This window comes from Romboutsia sp. LXY-2, assembly GCF_056171995.1.
The window spans coordinates 164,145-185,567 of record NZ_JBKFGI010000008.1 but is presented as its reverse complement, the minus strand read 5'-3'; the positions used below and the strand labels follow the sequence as shown (position 1 = coordinate 185,567).

21 protein-coding genes and 1 pseudogene are annotated in these 21,423 nt (G+C 29.8%); 3 read left to right on the top strand and 19 right to left on the bottom strand.

The genetic code is table 11. The features are described from left to right. The first annotated feature begins 294 nt into the window (after positions 1 to 294). Positions 295 to 1,233, top strand: coding sequence for an AEC family transporter (locus ACI48P_RS14595; RefSeq protein WP_475216954.1), 939 nt, complete (start codon positions 295 to 297; stop codon positions 1,231 to 1,233). Between the two features lie 44 nt (positions 1,234 to 1,277). Here the strand turns inward: ACI48P_RS14595 and lepB are convergent, their stop codons facing one another. The 7 genes from lepB to ACI48P_RS14560 all read right to left on the bottom strand — a co-directional run bounded on the left by lepB (position 1,278) and on the right by ACI48P_RS14560 (position 4,907). Then, complete coding sequence (gene lepB / locus ACI48P_RS14590) at positions 1,278 to 1,814, bottom strand: signal peptidase I (protein WP_475216952.1); 537 nt, start codon at positions 1,812 to 1,814, stop codon at positions 1,278 to 1,280. Positions 1,815 to 1,919: 105 nt separating this feature from the next. Further along, the gene (locus ACI48P_RS14585) at positions 1,920 to 2,690 is read right to left on the bottom strand and encodes a hypothetical protein (RefSeq protein WP_475216950.1); all 771 of its coding nucleotides are present in this window, start codon (positions 2,688 to 2,690) and stop codon (positions 1,920 to 1,922) included. Next, a complete protein-coding gene (locus tag ACI48P_RS14580; RefSeq protein ID WP_475216948.1) occupies positions 2,668 to 3,075 on the bottom strand; it encodes a zinc ribbon domain-containing protein in 408 nt (135 codons plus the stop codon). The genes ACI48P_RS14585 and ACI48P_RS14580 overlap by 23 nt, the downstream gene beginning before the upstream one ends. Next, positions 3,069 to 3,353: a hypothetical protein gene (locus ACI48P_RS14575; protein WP_475216946.1), complete on the bottom strand. Its 285-nt coding sequence runs from the start codon at positions 3,351 to 3,353 to the stop codon at positions 3,069 to 3,071. Before ACI48P_RS14575 ends, ACI48P_RS14580 begins: the two co-directional genes overlap by 7 nt. A 16-nt stretch (positions 3,354 to 3,369) precedes the next feature. After that, complete coding sequence (locus ACI48P_RS14570; protein ID WP_475216944.1) at positions 3,370 to 3,885, bottom strand: sigma-70 family RNA polymerase sigma factor; 516 nt, start codon at positions 3,883 to 3,885, stop codon at positions 3,370 to 3,372. A gap of 271 nt (positions 3,886 to 4,156) precedes the next feature. Further along, positions 4,157 to 4,378, bottom strand: coding sequence for a preprotein translocase subunit SecG (gene secG, locus ACI48P_RS14565; RefSeq protein WP_475216942.1), 222 nt, complete (start codon positions 4,376 to 4,378; stop codon positions 4,157 to 4,159). 109 nt (positions 4,379 to 4,487) lie between these two features. Beyond that, positions 4,488 to 4,907 (bottom strand): acyl-CoA thioesterase, encoded by a 420-nt coding sequence (locus tag ACI48P_RS14560; protein WP_475216940.1) that lies wholly within the window; start codon positions 4,905 to 4,907, stop codon positions 4,488 to 4,490. A gap of 266 nt (positions 4,908 to 5,173) precedes the next feature. Here ACI48P_RS14560 and ACI48P_RS14555 point away from each other — a divergent pair, with 266 nt between their 5' ends. Next, positions 5,174 to 5,728 carry a helix-turn-helix domain-containing protein gene (locus tag ACI48P_RS14555; RefSeq protein ID WP_475216938.1) on the top strand — a complete coding sequence of 185 codons (555 nt, stop codon included), beginning with the start codon at positions 5,174 to 5,176 and terminating at the stop codon, positions 5,726 to 5,728. Between the two features lie 207 nt (positions 5,729 to 5,935). Here the strand turns inward: ACI48P_RS14555 and eno are convergent, their stop codons facing one another. The 11 genes and pseudogenes from eno to ACI48P_RS14500 all read right to left on the bottom strand — a co-directional run bounded on the left by eno (position 5,936) and on the right by ACI48P_RS14500 (position 19,059). Then, the gene (eno, locus tag ACI48P_RS14550) at positions 5,936 to 7,225 is read right to left on the bottom strand and encodes a phosphopyruvate hydratase (RefSeq protein WP_475216936.1); all 1,290 of its coding nucleotides are present in this window, start codon (positions 7,223 to 7,225) and stop codon (positions 5,936 to 5,938) included. A 272-nt stretch (positions 7,226 to 7,497) separates the two neighbouring features. Beyond that, positions 7,498 to 8,919 (bottom strand): annotated as a pseudogene (pyk, locus tag ACI48P_RS14545) (pyruvate kinase); the annotation flags it as partial. Positions 8,920 to 8,974: 55 nt separating this feature from the next. Then, positions 8,975 to 10,237, bottom strand: coding sequence for a GntP family permease (locus ACI48P_RS14540; RefSeq protein WP_475216934.1), 1,263 nt, complete (start codon positions 10,235 to 10,237; stop codon positions 8,975 to 8,977). A 101-nt stretch (positions 10,238 to 10,338) separates the two neighbouring features. Then, positions 10,339 to 11,478 (bottom strand): glycerate kinase family protein, encoded by a 1,140-nt coding sequence (locus ACI48P_RS14535; protein WP_475216932.1) that lies wholly within the window; start codon positions 11,476 to 11,478, stop codon positions 10,339 to 10,341. Between the two features lie 216 nt (positions 11,479 to 11,694). Continuing rightward, positions 11,695 to 12,789: a CdaR family transcriptional regulator gene (locus ACI48P_RS14530; RefSeq protein ID WP_475216930.1), complete on the bottom strand. Its 1,095-nt coding sequence runs from the start codon at positions 12,787 to 12,789 to the stop codon at positions 11,695 to 11,697. Positions 12,790 to 12,802: 13 nt separating this feature from the next. Continuing rightward, a complete protein-coding gene (locus ACI48P_RS14525; protein ID WP_475216928.1) occupies positions 12,803 to 14,170 on the bottom strand; it encodes an MATE family efflux transporter in 1,368 nt (455 codons plus the stop codon). 166 nt (positions 14,171 to 14,336) lie between these two features. After that, positions 14,337 to 15,188, bottom strand: coding sequence for a DUF4438 domain-containing protein (locus ACI48P_RS14520; protein WP_475216926.1), 852 nt, complete (start codon positions 15,186 to 15,188; stop codon positions 14,337 to 14,339). Between the two features lie 82 nt (positions 15,189 to 15,270). Further along, entirely contained in the window at positions 15,271 to 15,999 is a 729-nt protein-coding gene (locus ACI48P_RS14515; RefSeq protein WP_475216924.1) for an ATP-binding cassette domain-containing protein, read from the bottom strand. A gap of 10 nt (positions 16,000 to 16,009) precedes the next feature. Continuing rightward, positions 16,010 to 17,554, bottom strand: coding sequence for an ABC transporter permease/substrate-binding protein (locus tag ACI48P_RS14510; protein WP_475216922.1), 1,545 nt, complete (start codon positions 17,552 to 17,554; stop codon positions 16,010 to 16,012). Between the two features lie 195 nt (positions 17,555 to 17,749). Further along, a complete protein-coding gene (gene hisS, locus ACI48P_RS14505; protein WP_475216920.1) occupies positions 17,750 to 18,940 on the bottom strand; it encodes a histidine--tRNA ligase in 1,191 nt (396 codons plus the stop codon). Then, positions 18,826 to 19,059, bottom strand: coding sequence for a hypothetical protein (locus ACI48P_RS14500; protein WP_475216919.1), 234 nt, complete (start codon positions 19,057 to 19,059; stop codon positions 18,826 to 18,828). Before ACI48P_RS14500 ends, hisS begins: the two co-directional genes overlap by 115 nt. 549 nt (positions 19,060 to 19,608) lie before the next feature. On the opposite strand from ACI48P_RS14500, the gene ACI48P_RS14495 reads away from it, so the two are divergent. Continuing rightward, the gene (locus ACI48P_RS14495; RefSeq protein WP_475216918.1) at positions 19,609 to 20,427 is read left to right on the top strand and encodes a MerR family transcriptional regulator; all 819 of its coding nucleotides are present in this window, start codon (positions 19,609 to 19,611) and stop codon (positions 20,425 to 20,427) included. A 155-nt stretch (positions 20,428 to 20,582) separates the two neighbouring features. Here ACI48P_RS14495 and ACI48P_RS14490 read toward each other — a convergent pair whose 3' ends face one another. Then, entirely contained in the window at positions 20,583 to 21,176 is a 594-nt protein-coding gene (locus tag ACI48P_RS14490) for a TVP38/TMEM64 family protein (RefSeq protein ID WP_475216916.1), read from the bottom strand. Between the last annotated feature and the right edge of the window lie 247 nt (positions 21,177 to 21,423).

Sequence of the window (21,423 nt, the reverse complement as noted above, 5' to 3'; positions counted from 1 at the left end):
TCTTCCTCCCTTAAAATCCCTTATTGTGTATATATTTTTCTGATACTTTAATTATATACCTTTATTTATTTATTAATAGTGTTTTTGCTAATTTTTTCTATTACAATTCTGTAAATATATTCTTTAATATATGATAAAAACACACTTTTATTAATTGTCTTTTAAGTGTTTATTCTATATAAAATGCCTACATATAATTGTCATTTCAATACTTTTTAAATATACTTAATATTAGTTGGAAAAATATTCTTTATTACTTATAACTAATCTATAGAAACGTGGTGATCTGAGTTTATGGAAAATTTAATATTATCTTTTAATGTAGTCCTACCTCTATTTTTAATGATGATTCTTGGATATGGAATCAAGAAAATAAATATGTTTGATGAAGTTACACTTAAGTCTATGAACAGTATAACTTTTAAAATATTTTTACCTACATTATTATTCTATAATGTGTATAAAACAGATTTAAGCGGCGTATTTAATCCTCAGCTTATAAGTTTTGCAGCTATATCTATAATTATTACTTTCTCTATATTGTGCTTATTAATTCCTATAATAGAAAAAGATAATTCAAAGCGTGGAGTAATTATACAAGGTATCTTCAGAAGTAACTTTGTTATATTTGGAATTCCTGTAATAGTTTCTTTATTTGGAGAAGGTTACTCAGGTGTTACCTCTTTATTAATCGCAGTAGTAGTACCAGTCTTTAATATGCTTGCAGTATGCTCTCTTGAAATCTTCAGAGGTGGTAAAATAAACGTAAAAAATATAATAAAAGGTGTAATAACTAATCCTCTTATTATAGCTTCAGCATTAGGTCTTATATTTTTATTTCTAGGGATAAAACTTCCTACACCTATTGAAAAAACAGTTAATGATGTTTCAAAAATTGCTACTCCACTTTCACTTATATTACTTGGTGGATCTTTTAAATTTAGCTCTTACAAGAACTACATAAAGCCATTAATTATAACTGTATTTGGTAGACTTATTATAGTACCATCAATATTTGTTCCTCTTGCAGTAAGCTTTGGGTTTAGAGGTGTAGAACTTGCTTGTTTACTTATTATGTGGTCCGCTCCAACAGCTGTTTCATCATTTACCATGGCACAGCAAATGGATGCTGATAGCGAACTTGCAGGTCAAATAGTGGTATTTACCTCAGGATTATCTGTACTTACAGTATTCTTGTGGATATTTGTTTTAAAAACATTGGCTTTAATTTAGTAAAAAATCGTAGATAACTTATAATTTAGCTATCTACGATCTTTTTATTCTACTGACCCTATTTTATCAAATGGAAAAGCTCTTAAGGCAACCTTACCAACAATGTCATCTAATTCTATAGTTCCAATATATGATTTTCTACTATCATCACTATACTCTCTATTATCACCCATAGTGAATACTTGATTATCAGGTACTACAATATCAATATTCCCATCTGTATGTACATCACTTAAGTATTCCTCATTAAGTAGTTCCCCATTTATATAAACATTGCTATCCTTAATAATTAAATGCTCTCCTGGTAACGCTATTACCCTTTTTACTAGATTCTTTTTCTCGTTAGTTTTATTATCTATTAATTCAGTTTTAAATACTATAACGTCCCCTCTCTCTGGAGTATGCTTATTATAAGATAACTTATTCACTATTAAGTAATCCTTATTTTCCAATGTAGGATACATCGATTGTCCACTAACAACTGTAGGTTGGGCTACTAAAGTTATTGCCATAGCAATAGCACCTGCCATACATATAGTTTTTATCCAGTCTATAATTTCTTCTTTCAATTTATTATTCAAGATATACCTTCCCCCCTCTTAATTAATCTTAAATCAATCGTTAAACTTTATCAATCTTACTACTAAATTTAACTTAAATATACAATTAAAATACCTTACCTACAGTTATAATATCTCATTAACTTCTAATCTTAATATAACCATCTTTTCATTTTTACTTAAATTCTTTTGTATAGATTCTTCTGCTTTTAATTTATCTTTATGTAGCGCTGGCGAATAAGTTTTATACTTACCGTCAACCTTATATCCCCTAGTAAATGACATCATAGGTATATCTTCATTTATATTAAAATCTGCATCTACTGTGGTTCCGCACTCATTATAATTTGTAGGTATATAATAATTTAAAGTATCAACTAACTCTTTATTTTGTACAAAATATAAGGTTGTATCTCTTTTACTTCCTCCATTCATAAATTTATCACCATAGATTATATGAAATTTATCACTTCCCACTATATCTTTAGACATTAGTTCTTCTGTGCTAATTTTATTTTCACCTTCATAGAAATCAGAGTATACTTTTATGTTATATTTTTTCCCTTCTTCTAGTCTGTTTAACTCCATTGCACTAGAAAGCATCATTCCCATCTTTGATTCTATTTCATTGTAAGAATCACTATTTGGATTTAAAGTGTATAAATTAAAGTCACCTGTAGTTTTGTTCCTCATTGAATTTATAATATCTTCAGTAAGCCCATTGCCTTCAAAGTATGAGTTAATTTTTTCTTGTATAACCTCGACACTATCCCCTTCTTCAATTCCTATATTCGAATTTATAACCATATATGTTATTGCTATTGGTATTGCAGCTAAACATGCAGCCCCTATGGCTATTCCTATAAATACTTTTTTATATTTCTTTAGTATATTCATCCTTTATATTTCCCCTCTTTATTTTGTCATTACAGTATGGACAGTAATTCCATTCTTCCTTTAACGCTCTACCACAACTATTACACTTTTCTTTTAAATTCACTCCACAGTTTGGACATGCTAAAAAGCTACCAGATATTCTAGTATTACAGTTACTACATTTTGCTGAAAAAGCTCTAGTAACCAATAAGTATACTATTAAAGGTAATGGTAAAATCATAGGAATAAATAATGGTGTAAGCGCGAATATAGCCCATAATATGCCAAACTTATCTCCTCTTTTTCTACTATCTAAATATATCCATACAACCTGACCTACACCAAATGCTAAAACTGAAAACAATATAATAAACATTATTATTAAATTCGTATTATTTATTAACATAGACTCTTCTCTCCCTTATCAATTAATACTAATGCCACTACTACTGAAATAAATACATATATTGAAATTCCGATTCTCATAAATCTAATTCCACCAAATAGTAATGTAAATAATAATTGGCCTATAAAAGCAACTACTATCATTGCTGCAAATAATATAAATAATAATTTCTTATTTCTTTTCTCTTTTATTTGTTGTGCTTCTTTTACTATCTCTAAGGTATTTATCTCTTTTATAAGTCCTAATTCTTCTAAATTATCATCATTTAAATAATTCACTTTTTATAACCTCCTACTAGCTTAATAATTCTCTTAATTTTTTTATAGTGTTATGAATTCTAGATTTAGTAGTACCTTCAGATACTTCTAATATCTTAGAGATTTCTTCTATTGAATATCCATAATAATGCTTAAGAATAAAAGATATTCGCTTTTCATAAGGCATGTTTTCAAGATGTTTAATAGCTTCTTTAAGCTTTAGGTAATCTATAATTTCTTTTTCACCATCATATCCAAAATTGATTTCTAAGTTATCATAATCTAATCTTGATTTGTTTTTCCTAAGGTAATTCTTATGTATATTAATAGCTATCTGTATTAAATAACTAGAAAATTTACAATCCCCTCTAAACTTATTTATGCTTAAAGATGCTTTCAAAAGAGTTTCTTGAACTAGATCTTCTGCTAAATCTACATCCCCAGTTAATTTTATTAAAAATCCATAAACCATTTTATAATTATCTTGTAGTAGCATATTAAGACAATGTCTATTTCCTTCTTTCGCTTTATTTAAAAGCTCTTTTTCATTCAAAGTCCTTACGCTCCCCCTTACTTTACTTCCTATAACTAAGACACCTAAATTTGTAAAAAGTTCATTTTTATTTTAATTATTTTTTATTTTATTATTTTGTAGTTTTATCTATAAATTTTACTCAAGGATTCAAATTTGACAAATAAAAAAACAGCCACAATAAAAGGCTGTTTTTATTACTGTAAAAGTAATATTTTAAAAATTAAATTTAATTTTTAAACTATATTATTCTTATATTATTAAATAATGGCCTGTTATTTAATATGTATTACTATTTCATTAAAAGTAATGCCATAGCATTTAAGAAGAATAATACTGATGTTATCTTAGTTACTCTACCAAGAAAAGCTTCCTTGCCCTTTGGCTTGAAGTAGCTTTGGCTACCTTCTCCACCGTATTCTGTAGGAACAGCGCTTTTAGAGTCTTGGCCCATAACAGTAACTATAAGTACTATTGCTAGTACCATTTGTAATCCCATTAAGAAACCGCTCATTGTAACCCTCCTAAATAAAATCTTGTCAATTTTAATTTACACTTCAGTTTATCACATTGACATAGTTAATTCAAGGTGTACACTCCAAAATCTACCTCTAATAATATTATTATCTTACTGCTTCAAATTTATTTATTATTTCTATATCTTCTTGTGTTGAAGGCCCTTCTACTATTAAATTATGAGGCATTTTTTTACCATCTTCATCAACACAAACAAAAGTAAGAAATCCTTCCACTAATATTTTATCATCATCATTTCTTGTTACTTTTCCATATACAACAATACTTGTTTTTCCAGCCTTAAGTATTTTTGATTTAATATTTATTATAGTTCCCTTTTTTACAGGTGTAGTAAACCTTAGCTCATGTAACTTAAGGCAAACCAGATTTTCTGGATGCTTATATTCATTTGCTGCAGTTATAAAACAACTTTCCACAAACCACTCTGCCATTCTTCCTGCAAACAAAGTTCCATGATGGTTTAAATCCTCTGACTTAACTAACTTATAAATATCATAATATCTCATACTTTATCCCCCGATAATTAAGAAATTTTGTACTTCTGTATAAATTATACTATATATGTATTTTAATTGGTTGTGCAAAATCCTTTTATTAACCTATATTTAACAATTAATATTATAATTATTCCTAAACTTTGATAATAAATATTTTTTATTTTATAGTAAAAATATTAAATATAATTTAATTAATTTGATAAAACTATAGTATATTGATATAATTATTTAGGTGATAATGGATATAAGATACTATAAACGGAAGGGATAAAATAATGAGCGAATTGAATATATCTGAAAATATATCAAAATATAGAAAAGAAAAAAACTTAACGATAAAAGACTTAGCAGCTTTAGCAGGGGTAACACCTTCTCTACTTAGCCAAATAGAAAAGGGGACTGCTAATCCATCATTAAACACGCTTAAACAATTATCGCATGCTCTAGATGTACAGTTATTTAACTTCTTTATACAAGACGTGCCAAGTGAAAGCTTAGTTGTTAGAAGTGATAACCGTAAAAAAATGATATTCCCAGAAAGTGATAACTTTACATACGAGTTACTAACTCCAACACTAAACGCAAGTATAGAGTTCATGCTAATGAAAGTACCTGCAAAATCATCTTCATCAGAAGAAATGTATAGCCATAAAGGTGAAGAAGTTGCCTATGTAACTAAAGGTAGCGTAAATCTTGAATTAGCTAATGATATATTAAACTTAAACTGTGGTGATAGCGTGATAATACCATCTCATACAAACCACAAATGGATAAATACAACCGATGAAGAATGTGAAGTAATATTCGCAGTTACTCCACCATCATTCTAAATATTTTATTTGCCCCACCCATAAAAAAGAGGCTTCTCCTAAAACGATAAGAAATTCGTGAGGTAATCCAGCGAAGACATGAAAAAAAGTGAGGTCATATTCCATTTGCAAGCCCGACTTTGGCTTGTATGGAGATGAACTCACTTTTTTCATGTCGAGCGACGATTACCTCACGAATTTCCGTTTTGCAAAAGCCTCTCTATTTAATTACTTCTTTAAGTTGTAGAATGATTTTAATCCACAGTATCTAGCAGATTCTCCAACCATTTCTTCTATTCTTAATAATTGGTTGTACTTAGCAACTCTATCAGTTCTTGATGGAGCACCAGTCTTTATTTGTCCAGCATTTACAGCTACAGCTAAGTCAGCTATAGTAGTATCTTCTGTTTCTCCTGATCTATGAGATATAACTGCAGTGTATCCAGCTCTCTTAGCCATTTCTATAGCATCTAAAGTTTCAGTTATTGTACCTATTTGGTTAACTTTAACTAATATAGAGTTACCTACACCAGCTTCTATTCCTCTTTCTAATCTTTCAGTGTTAGTAACGAATAAATCGTCTCCAACTAATTGTAACTTGTTTCCTAATCTTTCAGTTAATACTTTCCATCCAGCCCAGTCTTCTTCATCTAAACCGTCTTCTATTGTTATTATTGGGAAGTTGTTTGACCAATCTTCGTATAAATCAACCATTTCTTCAGCAGTTAATTCTTTACCTTCTCCAGCTAAAACGTATTTCTTAGTTTCTTTGTTGTACATTTCTGTAGCAGCAACGTCTAATCCTAACATAACGTCTTTTCCTGGCTCATATCCAGCTTTAGATATAGCATCAACTATTAATTCTAAAGCAGCTCTGTTTGATGATAAGTTTGGAGCGAATCCACCTTCGTCACCTACACCGCAAGCTAATCCATTTTCAGCTAATACGTTCTTTAAAGAGTGGAATACTTCTGCACCCATTCTTAAAGCTTCTCTAAATGTTGGTGCTCCAACTGGTAATATCATGAACTCTTGAACGTCCACGTTGTTATCAGCATGTTCTCCACCGTTTATTATGTTCATCATTGGAACTGGTAATTGCTTAGCGTTAACTCCACCTATGTATTGGAATAATGGTAATCCTAATTCTTCAGCAGCAGCTCTAGCAACAGCCATAGAAACACCTAATATAGCGTTAGCTCCTAATCTTCCTTTGTTTGGAGTTCCGTCTAATTCTATCATAACAGCATCTATAGCAGGTTGGTCAGTAGCATCCATTCCTTCTATTGCTTCAGCTATTTCTTCTACGTTAGCAACAGCTTTTTCAACACCTTTTCCTAAGTATCTTCCTTTATCTCCGTCTCTTAATTCAACAGCTTCAAAAGCTCCTGTTGAAGCACCTGATGGTACTATAGCTCTACCTGTTACTCCGCTTTCTAATACTACCTCAACTTCTACAGTTGGGTTTCCTCTTGAGTCTAATACTTCTCTAGCATATACTAATTCGATAACTGACATAATAATATCTCCTCTCAAAACGATCTTTCTTCAATAATTTTCTTTAAAATTTATATATATTTCAACTTATTTATCTAACTTCTAACTATTAACCTACGGTTTTTCGCCTTCGGCGCCTTATGCCCTTCTCCATATATTTCAAAATATATGATTTTTCAAGTAACCCAGCGGAGGGGAATGGTATAATTTAATCCGACATTTGCAGACGCGGGTTTGGTCTGCATGGAGGTTGAATTATACCTTCCCCGGAGCGGTGGATTACTGAAAAACTATATGTTTTCTACTTTAATTAAGTTTGTTGTTCCTGTTACTCCTACTGGTACTCCAGCACTTACAACAACTAAATCTCCATCTTGCACATAATTCATTTTCTTAACTGCTTCTATAGACTTTTCTATTACTTCATCAATAGTACCTACATTTGAAGTCTTAACAGGGTATACTCCCCATGTTAAAGCTAATCTTCTCATAACACCTTCATCTTGAGTAGTTGCTATTATTGGACACTGTGGTCTAAACTTAGATACCATTCTAGCTGTATGCCCTGAAGAAGTAAATGTTATTATTGAAGCTGCCCCTAAATCTATAGCTGTAGTACAAGTAGCTTTACTTATAGCATTTGTTACATTCATTTCAGTTATATGTTTCTTCTTTAATAAATCATTGTAGTTTAATGTTTCTTCTGTTCTCTTAGCTATTGTAGCCATAGTTTTAACAGCTTCTACTGGATATTTACCTGCTGCAGTTTCACCTGATAACATTATTGCATCTGTTCCATCATATATTGCATTTGCAACGTCTGTAACTTCAGCTCTTGTAGGTCTAGGATTTCTCATCATAGAATCTAACATTTGAGTAGCTGTTATTACTGGTTTACCTACTTCGTTACATTTTTGTATCATCATTTTTTGAGCTATCGGTACTTCTTCTGTTGGTATTTCAACACCTAAGTCACCTCTAGCAACCATTATACCGTCTGATACGTTTATTATTTCATCTATATTATCTAAACCTTCTTGGTTTTCTATTTTAGATATTATTTGTATATGTGTAGCATTGTTGTTTTCTAATATTTCTCTTATAGCTAATACATCAGATGCTTTTCTAACAAACGATGCTGCTATATAATCTATACCTTGAGATATACCAAACTCTATATCACTTACGTCTTTATCCGTTAAAGCTGGTAAGTTTATTTTTACACCTGGAACATTAACTCCTTTGTGATTTTTAACTATTCCTGAGTTTTCTACTGTACAGTGAATATCTTCACCATTGACTTCATCTACTCTAAGTCCAACTAAACCATCATCTATTAGTATAGTGTCACCTTTTACAACGTCTTCTGCAAGACCTTTGTAGCTTACTGTGCATATACCTTTACTTCCCATAACGTCTTTCATTGTTATAGTGAATTTATGACCTTCTTCTAATAAAACTTCTGGTGCATCAAAGTTTCCTGTTCTTATTTCTGGACCTTTTGTATCTAATAATATAGCTACTGATTGTCCTAAATCATTTCTAACTTTTTTAACTAAATCCATTCTTTCTTTGTGCTCTTCATGTGAACCATGAGAGAAGTTAAACCTACATACATTTAATCCATTTTTAACTAATTGCGTTAATGTTTCTTCTTTATCTGATGCTGGTCCTAGTGTACAAACTATTTTTGTTCTTTTTAATTTATCTAGCATGTCAAAATCTCCTAAGCTTCTTATATTAGTTTATTCTTATGTTGTCCTAATCTAATTACATTATTACTCCCCACATGATAGTAGATACTATTGTCATTGAAAGACCTATTAAACTTTCATATGGTATTAATTTTAAACGTTGGCTTATTGTCATATTTACTGATCCTGCTGTTGCATGGAAGAATGAACCGTGTGGTAAATGATCAAGCACTGTTGCACCTGCATGTACCATTGCTGCTCCTGCTATTGGAGAAACTCCAACACCTAATATAGCTGGTGCAAATGTAGCTGAAGCTATTGTTGCTCCTGATGTTGTTGAAGCTGTTGCCGCAGACATTAGTATCCCTGATATTGGAGCTAATAAGAATGCTGGCATGTTCATTGCATTAAGCAGTTCTATCGTTGTTACTTGTAGTGTTGATGCTTTTATTATTCCTGCAACTGTACCTGTTCCTATTAAAAGGATAGCTACTGGCATCATTTTTGAAAGTCCAAATGTTATATATTCATTAAGATGCTTGAATTTACCCATTGCTATTACACCAACAACTCCACCAACTGGTAATGCTATAAGTGGATCTATTGCTATTCCTGCTATTGGTCTAAGTGCTAATAATAATATTGCAACTATAGGACCTATTATTGAAGCAAAGAATGATGGTAATTCTGTTTTTTCTGTGCTATCTACTGCATCTTCTATTTTTTCACCTACATGTTTTTTAGCTAATATTGTAGCTAATATTACTGTTACTGTTAAACCAACTAAAGCTGGTATTACGTTTGCTGCCATTAGAGAAGATAAATCTACTCCAAAGTTTTCTGCTGCTGATATTGTGTTAGGGTTAGGAGATATTATGTTACCTGCTTTACCTCCACCTATCATAGCTAAAAGTATTATCATTGGTGAATAACCTAATTTTTTCCCTATTGCTAAAGCTATAGGTGCAACAGTTATAACAGCAACGTCTACGAAAACGCCAACTGCTGTTAAAATCATTGTTGAAAGTGCTAATGCGAATAAAGCTCTTTTCTCACCTAGTGTTTTAATTATTTGATCTGCAATCTTAGCTGCTGCTCCAGTCTGGATAAGCACTCCTGCCAAAACTCCAGATGTTACTATACGAAGTATTGCGGGCATAATTCCTTTTGCTCCGTCTATCATTACATCTACTGTTCCTGTAAGTCCAGCTCCACCTACTAATCCACCTACTACAGCACCTAATATTAAACTGTATGCCGGGTGTATTTTCTTAATTATTAATATGATTGCTACTGCTAGACCTAGTAATGCTCCTAGTGTTGTTATTTGTACATCCATTTTAATGTCACCTCATCATTTGTATTTTAAATTTATCGTGTTTTCTCCATTAAAATTCCTAATTGTAATTTTATTCACCAGTATCTCTATATTTTTAATAACTATTTCATTATTTTTATTAAGTTAAATATTTGAGTAGTAGTTTCTATCATATTATTTGTTGCATTTTCCTTGTCCATAGCTTCTTCTAGAGACATTGATCGATTCACTATTGAGAAATATGCATCTATACCTTCCTCATTACACTTGACTGCATCTTCAGTTGTACATCCTGCTATTGCTATAACCTTTGCTCCATGTTTTTTAGCAAGCTTAGCTACTCCTATTGGTGCTTTACCCATAGCTGTTTGATTGTCTAATCTACCTTCACCAGTTATAACAAAGTCCGCACCTTTAACAACCTCTTCTAATTTGATTTCTTCTAATATTATTTTTATTCCTGACTCTAATTTTGCATTTAAGAATGCTAAGAATCCAAACCCAAGTCCACCTGCTGCTCCAACTCCAGAAACATTAGCAATGTCTTTTCCTAAGTCTTTCTTAACAACTTCTGCAAAGTTTATTAAACCTTTATCTAATTCTTCAACTATTTCTGGTGTAGCTCCTTTTTGAGGTCCATATATATGTGCCGCTCCATTTAATCCGAATAATGGATTATTAACATCACATGCTATTTTAAAGTTACATTCATCTAATTCTTTTAGTCTATTATCTACTTTTATACTTTTTACTTGGTTTAATACTTTTCCACCTAAACCTAATAAGTTGTTATTTTCATCATAGAACTCAAAGCCTAAAGCTTGAAGCATTCCTATACCACCATCATTAGTAGCACTTCCTCCGATTCCTACTATGAAGTTTCTACAACCATTTTCTATTGCTTCTTTTATTATTTCTCCAACCCCATAAGTTGTTGTATTTAAAGGATTTCTTAGTTCCGATTTAACTAATGGTAATCCTGATGCTTGTGCCATTTCTATTATTGCTGTATTTGTATCTTTTAATATTCCGTATGTTGCATTTACTTTATCTATTATTGGTCCTGTAACCGATATTGTTCTTTCTTCACCGTTCATGCCTTCTACTAAGGCTTCTACAGTTCCTTCTCCACCATCTGCTAATGGCATTATTGTTATATCTGCTTTATTATCAACTTTTAATATTCCTGTCTTTATTGCGTTTGCCGCCTCTATAGAAGATAAACTTCCTTTTAATGAATCTATGGAAATTACTATTTTCATATTCATCGCCTCCCTTTGATAATATTGTATCATGTCACTTTTTGTCATCAAATGTTATGTGTAACAAAATAAATATGTTTTCCCATTTATTTTTTAGTATATGTACCATTGATTTTTCTATGATAACGTTAGCCAGTTTAATTTCTTACAAAAAACAAAGCAAACCCATAATCTTAGGTTTGTTAAACTTTACTTACACTTAAGATTATGGGTTGTTTATATAGAAAACTTTATTTTTATTGCCAAGTATAATATTACCGAATCATTAAAATTCCTTGGATTTAATCCACACTTTTGATTTATTTTCTCTAATCTATACTGCAATGTATTCTTATGGATAAACAAATCTTCTGAAGTTTGCTTTAATGACATTTCATTATTATAGTAAGTCTCTAATAAATTAATATCATCTTCATCTAAATCATTTAATATCTTTTTTATATACTGGTTTTTTACTTCTGGCTCTAAACTCTCTAAAATTAGTTCTAACTTTAGATCATCTATATAAGTTAATATTTTTCCATTATTGGTAGAGTATTTAAGCGCAATCCTAGCTTCATGATAAGATTTATGTGTCTCATAAAGAGTTTTCAAACGCCCTATACCTCCATATAAGCTACCTTTGTACTTACCAAGAATATCCATATAAATATGTCTTAGCTTCTCATATCTTTCTTCATTTATTAAAGCAATAAATTCATTAGGATAAATATAAACTTTAAAAATATTTCCTATAGTATCAAACAATCTTTTTATATCATTTTCTATTATTTCAACTTCTCTACTTTTATTTTCTTTATTTATTTTCATAACAACAACAGCAAATTTTTGGTTTACAGATATATTGAATTCTTCTAAAATGTTTTCTATTTCAGGTCTATCTCCAATATCATTATATATAAGCGATTTTAAAACATGACTTATTCTTTGTTTATCTAACTCATGATTATAATTTAATTGTTGCTCTTTAATAAAAACTTCTGTAATTTTCGTAACAAGAAAACCAAATTTACTTATTTCATTTGGCTCTCCAGTTATTCCTATTGCCCCTATTGCATTGTTATTTATTTTTATGGGGTAGTTGATTCCTTTTTTACTTCCTTCATATTCATCATTTTCTTCAACTGTAATATTTGTTAAGCTTCTTATTGCTTTATATCCAGCTTGATGAAATGTATTTAGCCTATTCTTATCTGTGCTTCCTATAATTATTCCATTTCTATCTATAAAGTTGATATCTTTATCTACAACTTCCTTAACTGCATTTACAATTTCTTGTGCTAAATTTGAACCTATCTTATCATTTGCCATAGTACACTTCCTTTTAAAAATCTTTAGCAAATTCTCTAGTTACATCATTAATCCATTTGCCACTTCCAATTCTTATTATACTTGCAATAGTCTTTAATATTTCATCACTTTTAATAATTAAAAATACTATTACAATTGGTAGCTTCCACACAAATGCTCCTATAAATCCAAATGGTATTGCAAATAACCACATATAAATAACATCATTTATAAGAACAAACTTGTTATCTCCGCCGCCTCTAAGTATTCCCATCATAGTATTTACAGCCATCGACTGGAATATTACTATTATAGAAGTTGCACTCATAATTTGAATAGCAATATCCTTAGTTTCTTGGGAAACATTGTAAAATTCTACTACAAATGGTCTTATAGTATACACTATGACTGCTGCTATAATCCCCATTATTAAACTCATAATTGTTATAGTCGAAGCATACTCTTTAGTCTTATCATAATCACCTTCACCTATAGTATTACCAATCATTACAGAAGCCGCACTACCTATACCAAATATAAACACAGTAACAAATTGATTAGCTACGTTGTTTATACTGTTAGCTGCCACAACCTCAGTCCCCATTCTACCAACAACCACTGAAATCATAGATGCACCTAAGCCCCAGAATAATTCATTAAATAATACTGGTGTGCAGTTTTTAACGAAATCTTTAAACATTACTTTATCTACTGATATAAGGTCCTTTAGTTTAAGATGTATTTTTCTTTCATAACACAACATGAATATAAGAACTATCACAAACTCAGTAATTCTAGCAATAACTGTTCCTATTGCCGCACCTTGTACCCCAAGAGAACTAGCCCCTAAGTTCCCAAAAATGAATACCCAGTTAAAAAATATATTTACAACTAATGAAATACTATACACTACCATAGAAATTTTAACTGTTTTTACTGTTCTAAGGACAGTTATTGTACAGTTAGTTAATGCATAAAAAATGTATCCTATAGATACCGTTCTAAGATACTTTATACCAACTTCTATAACAGCTTGGTCTGTAGTGAAAATACTTATAAACTGTCTGGGGATAAATACAGCGATACCCACAAAAACAAGAGTAATAACTATACACAATCTGTACATTATTGACATGATTTTGTGGATAGATTCTACATCTTTTTTTCCATAATATTGAGAGGACATTACACTTGCTCCTCCACCAAGACCAAACATTAATACCATAAATATAAAGAATAAATTATTACCTATTGAAGATGCTGATAGCTGAACTTCGCCAAGTGAGCCTAGCATTATAGTGTCTGCCATACTTACTGCAAATGTAATAAGATTTTGTACTCCTATAGGAAGTGCAATACTTAACATTGTTTTATAAAAATTTCTGTCTTTTGTCATTAACATATACCCAATATCTCCTTCCGTAAAATTCCCATCCTAATATAGTAACACATATATAAATTAAAGCATACTAAAAATCTATGACTATTTATAGAAAATAGTGGCTGTCTAAACTAAAAAAAATATCCACAAATGCTATGACTTTAATAGCTATTTGTGGATATGTTATCTACTTATTCATATAGTTTTTAATGTTAGCATTTTCGTCTATAATTGGCTCTATTATAGATTTTTTACTTGCTAATATTGTAGTTACTCCTGGTCCATGTCCATTTATTATACAATCACTGTGAACAACTACTCCTACACTTACAGCTCCTTTTAAATATCCTCTTCCATAAACATTGTTACAATCAGATAATAAAACTAAATCACCAAATTTTAAATTATCTAAACCTAGATTTTTTATTTCTTCAACATCATCAGTAATAATATCATAATCACCGCTATATGAATTTGTTGAACCAATTCCTGAACCCATTAAATGAGAAGGAACTACAGCCACAACAGGAACTTGTAATTTACCATCTACTTCTTTTATACCAATCTTTTCAAATAAATCAGGGTCAATACTCATTATATCAACACCTTCAAATTCTTCAAATGCTAAACCTTGACCATAAGCCTTAATCATAATCTTATCATCAATAGCTAAATCTTCTAGTACAGCATCTTCAAAGTGTATAATCACATGATCTATACCACCATGCATACCTGTTACATACCCTTTTTTACCTTTTGCATCACCTGATACTATTTTAGCTTCATTACCTATACAAGCAAAAGTCATTAAAGCTTGATTTTCCATTTTCTCTTCATTTCTTATAGATACTCCTGGTTCCACATGATCTCCTGCCCAACCAAAAGCAGAGTCTCCTACTTTAACATTATAAGATATTCCCCCTGTAGCGGGTAAAATCATAGGCTTTCCATTATGATCAATTCTATAATTCGCTCCTATAGGATGATGAACCTTACCTTGTACAGACCACTTAACAACCTTATCTCTATTAGTTTTCATACTTAACCCCCATTTTTTAGTTATTTTGCACTTTTAGCCCTATTGGTATAATAGTAGCACAATGGTATACACCCTGCTATTACTATGACACAAGTTGTCTAACAAAATCATTGGTTGGATCATTTTTTATAATTTCAGGCTTATCAAATTGAACAATTTCGCCTTTATCCATAACTAATACTCTAGTCCCAAGGTTTAAGGCTTCTTTTATATCATGCGTTATAAAAATTATAGTAACTCCTAATTCCTTGTGAATCCTAACAATCTCTTCTTGTAGTTGTTTTCTTGTTATTTCATCTACTGCACCAAAAGGCTCATCCATTAGTAATATTTCAGGTTGTGCTGCTAATGCTCTTGCAATACCTACTCTCTGCTGTTGACCTCCTGATAGCTGTTCTGGATACCTAGTTAATATACTTTCTTCTAATCCCACGGTTTTTATTAATTCCAATACAGATTTTTTTGTTTTTTCTTTATTTTTATTGTTAATTAAATTTGGTACATAAGCTATATTCTTTTCTATTGTCATATGAGGAAATAGCGCACTACCTTGAATTGAATATCCTATCTTTCTTCTAAGCTCTATTATGTTCTCATTTTTTATGTTATTTCCATTTATAAATATATCACCATCATTAGGTGTGTTAAGCCCATTTATCATCTTTAACATGGTTGTTTTTCCACACCCAGAACTTCCTATTACAGTAATAAATTCGCCTTTATTAATATTAAGACTCAGATCTTTAATAATATTCTTATTATCATAAGTCTTCTTAATATTTCTCATTTCTATAATTACATTATTACTCATAATAATCCTCCTATTTTATTAATCCTTTTTCAGTTAAAAATCCTTTAGCAACTTCTTTTGGATCTTTACCCTCAATTTCTACATCATAATTTAACTTGGACATTTCTGTATCATTAATTTGATTATTTAATTTTAGTAAAACCTCTTCTATCTGAGGATATTTATCTATAACTTCTTCCCTAACCACATTTTCACACATATATGATGGATAAAATTCTTTATCATCTTTAAGTACAACTATATCTGATGTATTTAATTGACCATCTGTTGTGAATATGTTCATAACATCAATATCCTTATTTTTTATAGCCTTATATTTAAGTCCTATATCTAGCTCTATATTTTTCTTGAACTCAAGTCCATAAGCTTTACTTAAAGCCTCAAAACCATCTTTTCTTTCATAGAAGTCATATTCTGCACCAAATGTTAGGTTCTTAGAGTATTTTGCCAAGTCTGAATATGTTTTTATGTTGTATTTATCTGCTACTTCTTTTCTTACCGCTAAACCAAAAGTATTATTAAATCCATAGCTTCCAACCCATTTAAATTTATACTTTTCCTTATATTCATCTTCAAGCTGAGAAAACATAGACTCATTATATATACCGTCTTTTTTTAATACATCATTCCATGCTGTTCCTGTGTATTCTGGATATATATCAAACTCACCCTTTTCCATTGCTGGCTGAATATTTGAAGTCCCGCCACCAACACCTTGAGTTAATTCAACTTTTAAATCAGTTTCTTCTTCCAATAATATTTTCATCATTTCACCAATAATATGTTGTTCAGTCATTGGTTTTGTAGCAATCTTTATAGTATCTTTTTCATTTTTAATACTTAATAATGAAGTTATTGCTATCCCTATTATTACTATAAAAAATAAAATATAGCTTATTTTTCTTTTACCCTTATACTTTTTATTTCTTTTTTTATTTATAGACTTCTCTATAACTCCAAGTATAGAATCTGAGCCTAATGCAACTATAGCAATTAATATACTTCCAACTATAGTCATAGCTTCATTGTTTGTTGTAATACCTCTATATATTGCTACTCCAAGTCCTCCTGCACCAACAAATGAAGCTATACCTGTTAAAGCAATTGTCATGACTACCATATTTCTTAATCCTGACATAATTATTGGAACTGCTAGAGGTAATTTTATTTTGTACAATATTTGAAACCTTGTACTTCCCATTCCATGAGCTGCTTCAATAATTGATGGATTTATATTTTTAATTCCCGTATACGTACTTCTAACTATTGGTAACAATCCATATATAGTTAGTGCAATAATGGCTGTAGTGTTACCTATTCCTGAAAGCGGGATTAAAAGCCCTAATAATGAAATAGATGGAATTGTATAAATGAAATTTATCACACCTAAAACAAAGCTTGATGACTTTTCATATTCGGCTACTATTATCCCTAAAATAAGTCCCAAAATAGCAGCTATAAATATAGATATCATTGAAATAGCTAAATGTTGAATAGTTAAATCAATGAAAAATTCCTTTCTTTCAATAAATATATTTATTATCTGATTAAACATTTAATTTACCGTCCTATATATAATTTTTATAATTATCGTATTACATACCCAATTTATGATAAAAATAATCATTACCATCTACCGATCTATATGGTATATTATTGCAATCAGATAATAAAACTAAATCATCTCTATATAAATTTGTTAAGCCCATTACAAAATCTATTGAATGAAAAAGCAATACATATATTTGAGTTAAATCTTATGAATCACTTGCTTATAACTTATAATTTTTTCTTCTCCACTTTCCATATTCTTTACTTTTATTGATTCATTTTTTACTTCTTCTTCCCCAACAAATATTACATTTTCTACACCTAATTTATCAGCATAACTGATTTTTTTCTTTAATGAATTATCATCAAAATAAATATCTACTCCATATCCTTTGACTTCTAGATCTCTTTTTATTTCACCACAGTATTTTAGCGTATCTCCTACTGGCAATATTAAATAATCAACCTTACTCTTTAAGTTATAATTATCCACAAAGCCAATCTCTTTTAGTACGAAAAATAGTCTAGTTAAACCAATAGATATCCCCACTCCAGGTAAAACATTGTTAGTATAATTTTCTGCTAGATTATCATATCTACCTCCAGAACATATAGATCCATAGCCTTCATTTCCTACTAAAAATGTTTCAAAAACACTACCTGTATAATAATCTAATCCTCTTATTATTTTTAAATCAAACTCAAATTCCTCATCATTAACACCAAGTATATTTAAAGTAGCCTTAACTCTTTTTAATTCACTAACTCCATTAATAAAATCATCATTGTTTATACTAAACTTTAATAATTCTTCTAAAATCGCCTCATTACTTCCTTTAATCTCTAACACTTTAGAAATATATTCGCTTTTTTCTTTACCTATTAAATCTACAAGTTCCTCGTTAAACTTATCCACTCCTATTTTGTCGTACTTATCAATTAAAGTCATTATTTCTTGAGTGTTACTTAACTTAAGCTCTTCTAATATACCTTTCAATATTTTTCTATTACTTAACTTAAATTTGTAATTTGGTAAGTTAATAGCTTTGAAAGCCTTAGATGCTAAGCTTATTACCCATGCATCATTTTCTATGCTCAACTTATCTTTACCTATAACATCAACATCACATTGATAAAACTCTCTATATCTTCCCCTTTGATTTCTTTCCCCTCTATAAACTTTTCCTAGCTGATATTTCTTAAAAGGAAAAACAATATCACTGTAGTGCTGTGCTACATATCTTGCAAAAGGAACAGTTAAATCAAATCTCAAAGCTAAGTTATTCTTTCCTTTTTCAAAACTATATACTTGCTTCTCAGTTTCTCCACCACTTTTTTTGCAAGTAAAACTTCTGCCTTTTCTATAATTGGTGTATCTATTCCTAAACATCCATTTCTCTCATATACATTTAATATATTGTTTGTTATATCATTAAATATTTCTTGCTCTCTTGGAAGTAACTCCATAAATCCTGATAATATACTTGGTTTAATAAAATTCTTTTTCATTTTTTTCTCTCCTATATTCATAATCTTTAATTCTAATAATTACTTTTATTTTTTAATTACTCATCTTAAATCTTCTCAAATCTTAAATTTTTGTATTAAAAAAACCATGTAGGCAAATATATCCCACATGGTTTAATAAATTACAAATACACTAATTTACCATTACCAGAGATACAAGCCTACTCGAACAGGCCTGCATCTTTTAAAAAGACCAAGCCTCTAGTAATGGTGATGTATTAAATTGTTACATATATTAAGTGTATTCATAATTATCCTCCTAAAATTTATTTTATAAAATTCTTATTATTTATCTTGCTTATTATCATCATTATAGTTAAACATCAATATAAAATCAACCACAATATATTTATAATTATTATATTATAGTTGATTAAATTATTTACTTATATTCAATTTTTTATTCAACGCTTACTTTTTTTATTTTTCATAGTTTCTTTGATTCTTTAACTTTTTAAGTTGACTCTCACATTATGGTATACTCTATAATAAAATTGAGCTCAAAAAACACATATATGTGAGGTAGAATAAATGTTAAAAATAGGTGATTTTTCAAAATTATCAAGAATTAGTATCCGAATGTTAAGACATTATGATGAGATAGGACTTTTAATACCTGAAAATATAGATGACTTTACAAACTATCGATATTATAGTGAGAGTCAACTTCCTGTTGCATCTAGAATTACTGCACTTAAAGATATGGGCTTTAGTCTCTCTTCTATTTCTGAAATATTAAAAAACTATGAGGATCCACAGGCACTTTCTAAATTTTTAGAAGTCAAACAAACAGAAGTACAAGATCAAGTTGAAGCTGCTAAACATCGTTTACGATTACTTGAAACAGCCATAGAAAGGCTAAGAAGGGATGGTAAAACTATGAACTATAATGTAACTTTAAAGAAACTTCCAGAGAGATATGTAGCAAGTGTTAGAAAAACAATACCAACATATGAGAATGAAGGTATGCTATGGGGAATATTAATGCAAGAAACAGCTCACCTTAATATACAATACGAAAATCCATGCTATTCTTTAGCTATTTTCCACGATGGAGAATTTAAAGAATCAGATGTAGATGTAGAGATTCAAATGTCTGTTAGAGGAAAATATGAAAATACTGAAAATGTATTATTTAAAAAAGTTCCATCTATTGAAATAGCATCAGCTATATACAAAGGAAGTTATGAAAAAATAAATGAAGTGAATGAGGCAGTCGCTAATTGGGTCAGAGATAATGAGTATGAATTTGCTGGATTATCATTTAATATATACCATGTAAGCCCTCATGAAGCACAAACTCCAGATGAATTAGTTACCGAGGTTTGTTATCCTGTAACAAAGAAATAATCAAACTATCCACAAACAAATAATTTATAATATATTCAATATATAAAAAATAGCTGTAAGTTATCATACAGCTATTTTTTATATACTTTATATTTAATACTATATACAATTATATCTAAATATTATATACGTCCATATTTAGACTCTCTCTAAAGTTATTCACATACAATATCATTAGCAATTTCATGTTTTTCCATAGTAGAATTTAATCTCTTACCAATTACAAATGAAATAACTACTAAAAGAGCTACACTTATCATCTTAACTGGACTATTAAAGAATTCCATTAAATTATCTCCTATATAACTAGATATAACAAATAATATTGCTTTACCTATAACCATATTAGGTACAAAGGATTTTAAATCCTTATTACAGAAACCAGAAGCAATACTTACCAAACACCCTGGAATAAAAGGACATGAATAACAAAGAATATAAACAAATCCGCTCTGTTTTCTTACCCAAGTAACTATCCTAGATAACTTATTCTCCTTAAACTTATCAAAGTACTTCATATTTCCAAACTTCTTAGCTACTAAAAATAACATCAATGTTCCTAAACAAGAACCAATACAAGAAGCCACTATTCCACCTACAAACCCTAGCATAGCTCCATTTAACATAACAATACCTATTAAAGGTAGCGCAGGTACAAAACTCTCTATAAAAGTAGCTGCAACAGCTATAAAAAACACTAATAACTGATTCCCCTGAATCAACGAAAACATCTCTTGAATATATTCCATAAAACCCTCCTAAATTATTATCATAAGAAGATTGTACAAAATATATCTTAAGAAAACCCTTATATAATTCTAAAGATTTTCTTAAGTTTTTAAATAGAACTCATCGACTCATATACACCTACAAGCATAATAGCAACGCTGTTATTTAGTAAGTAGATTAATATTTATGTCCATATGTTTTAGTATTCATATATGCATAGCAAATGAATACTAATAATAACATATAATATCCTACATGAGAGAGAAT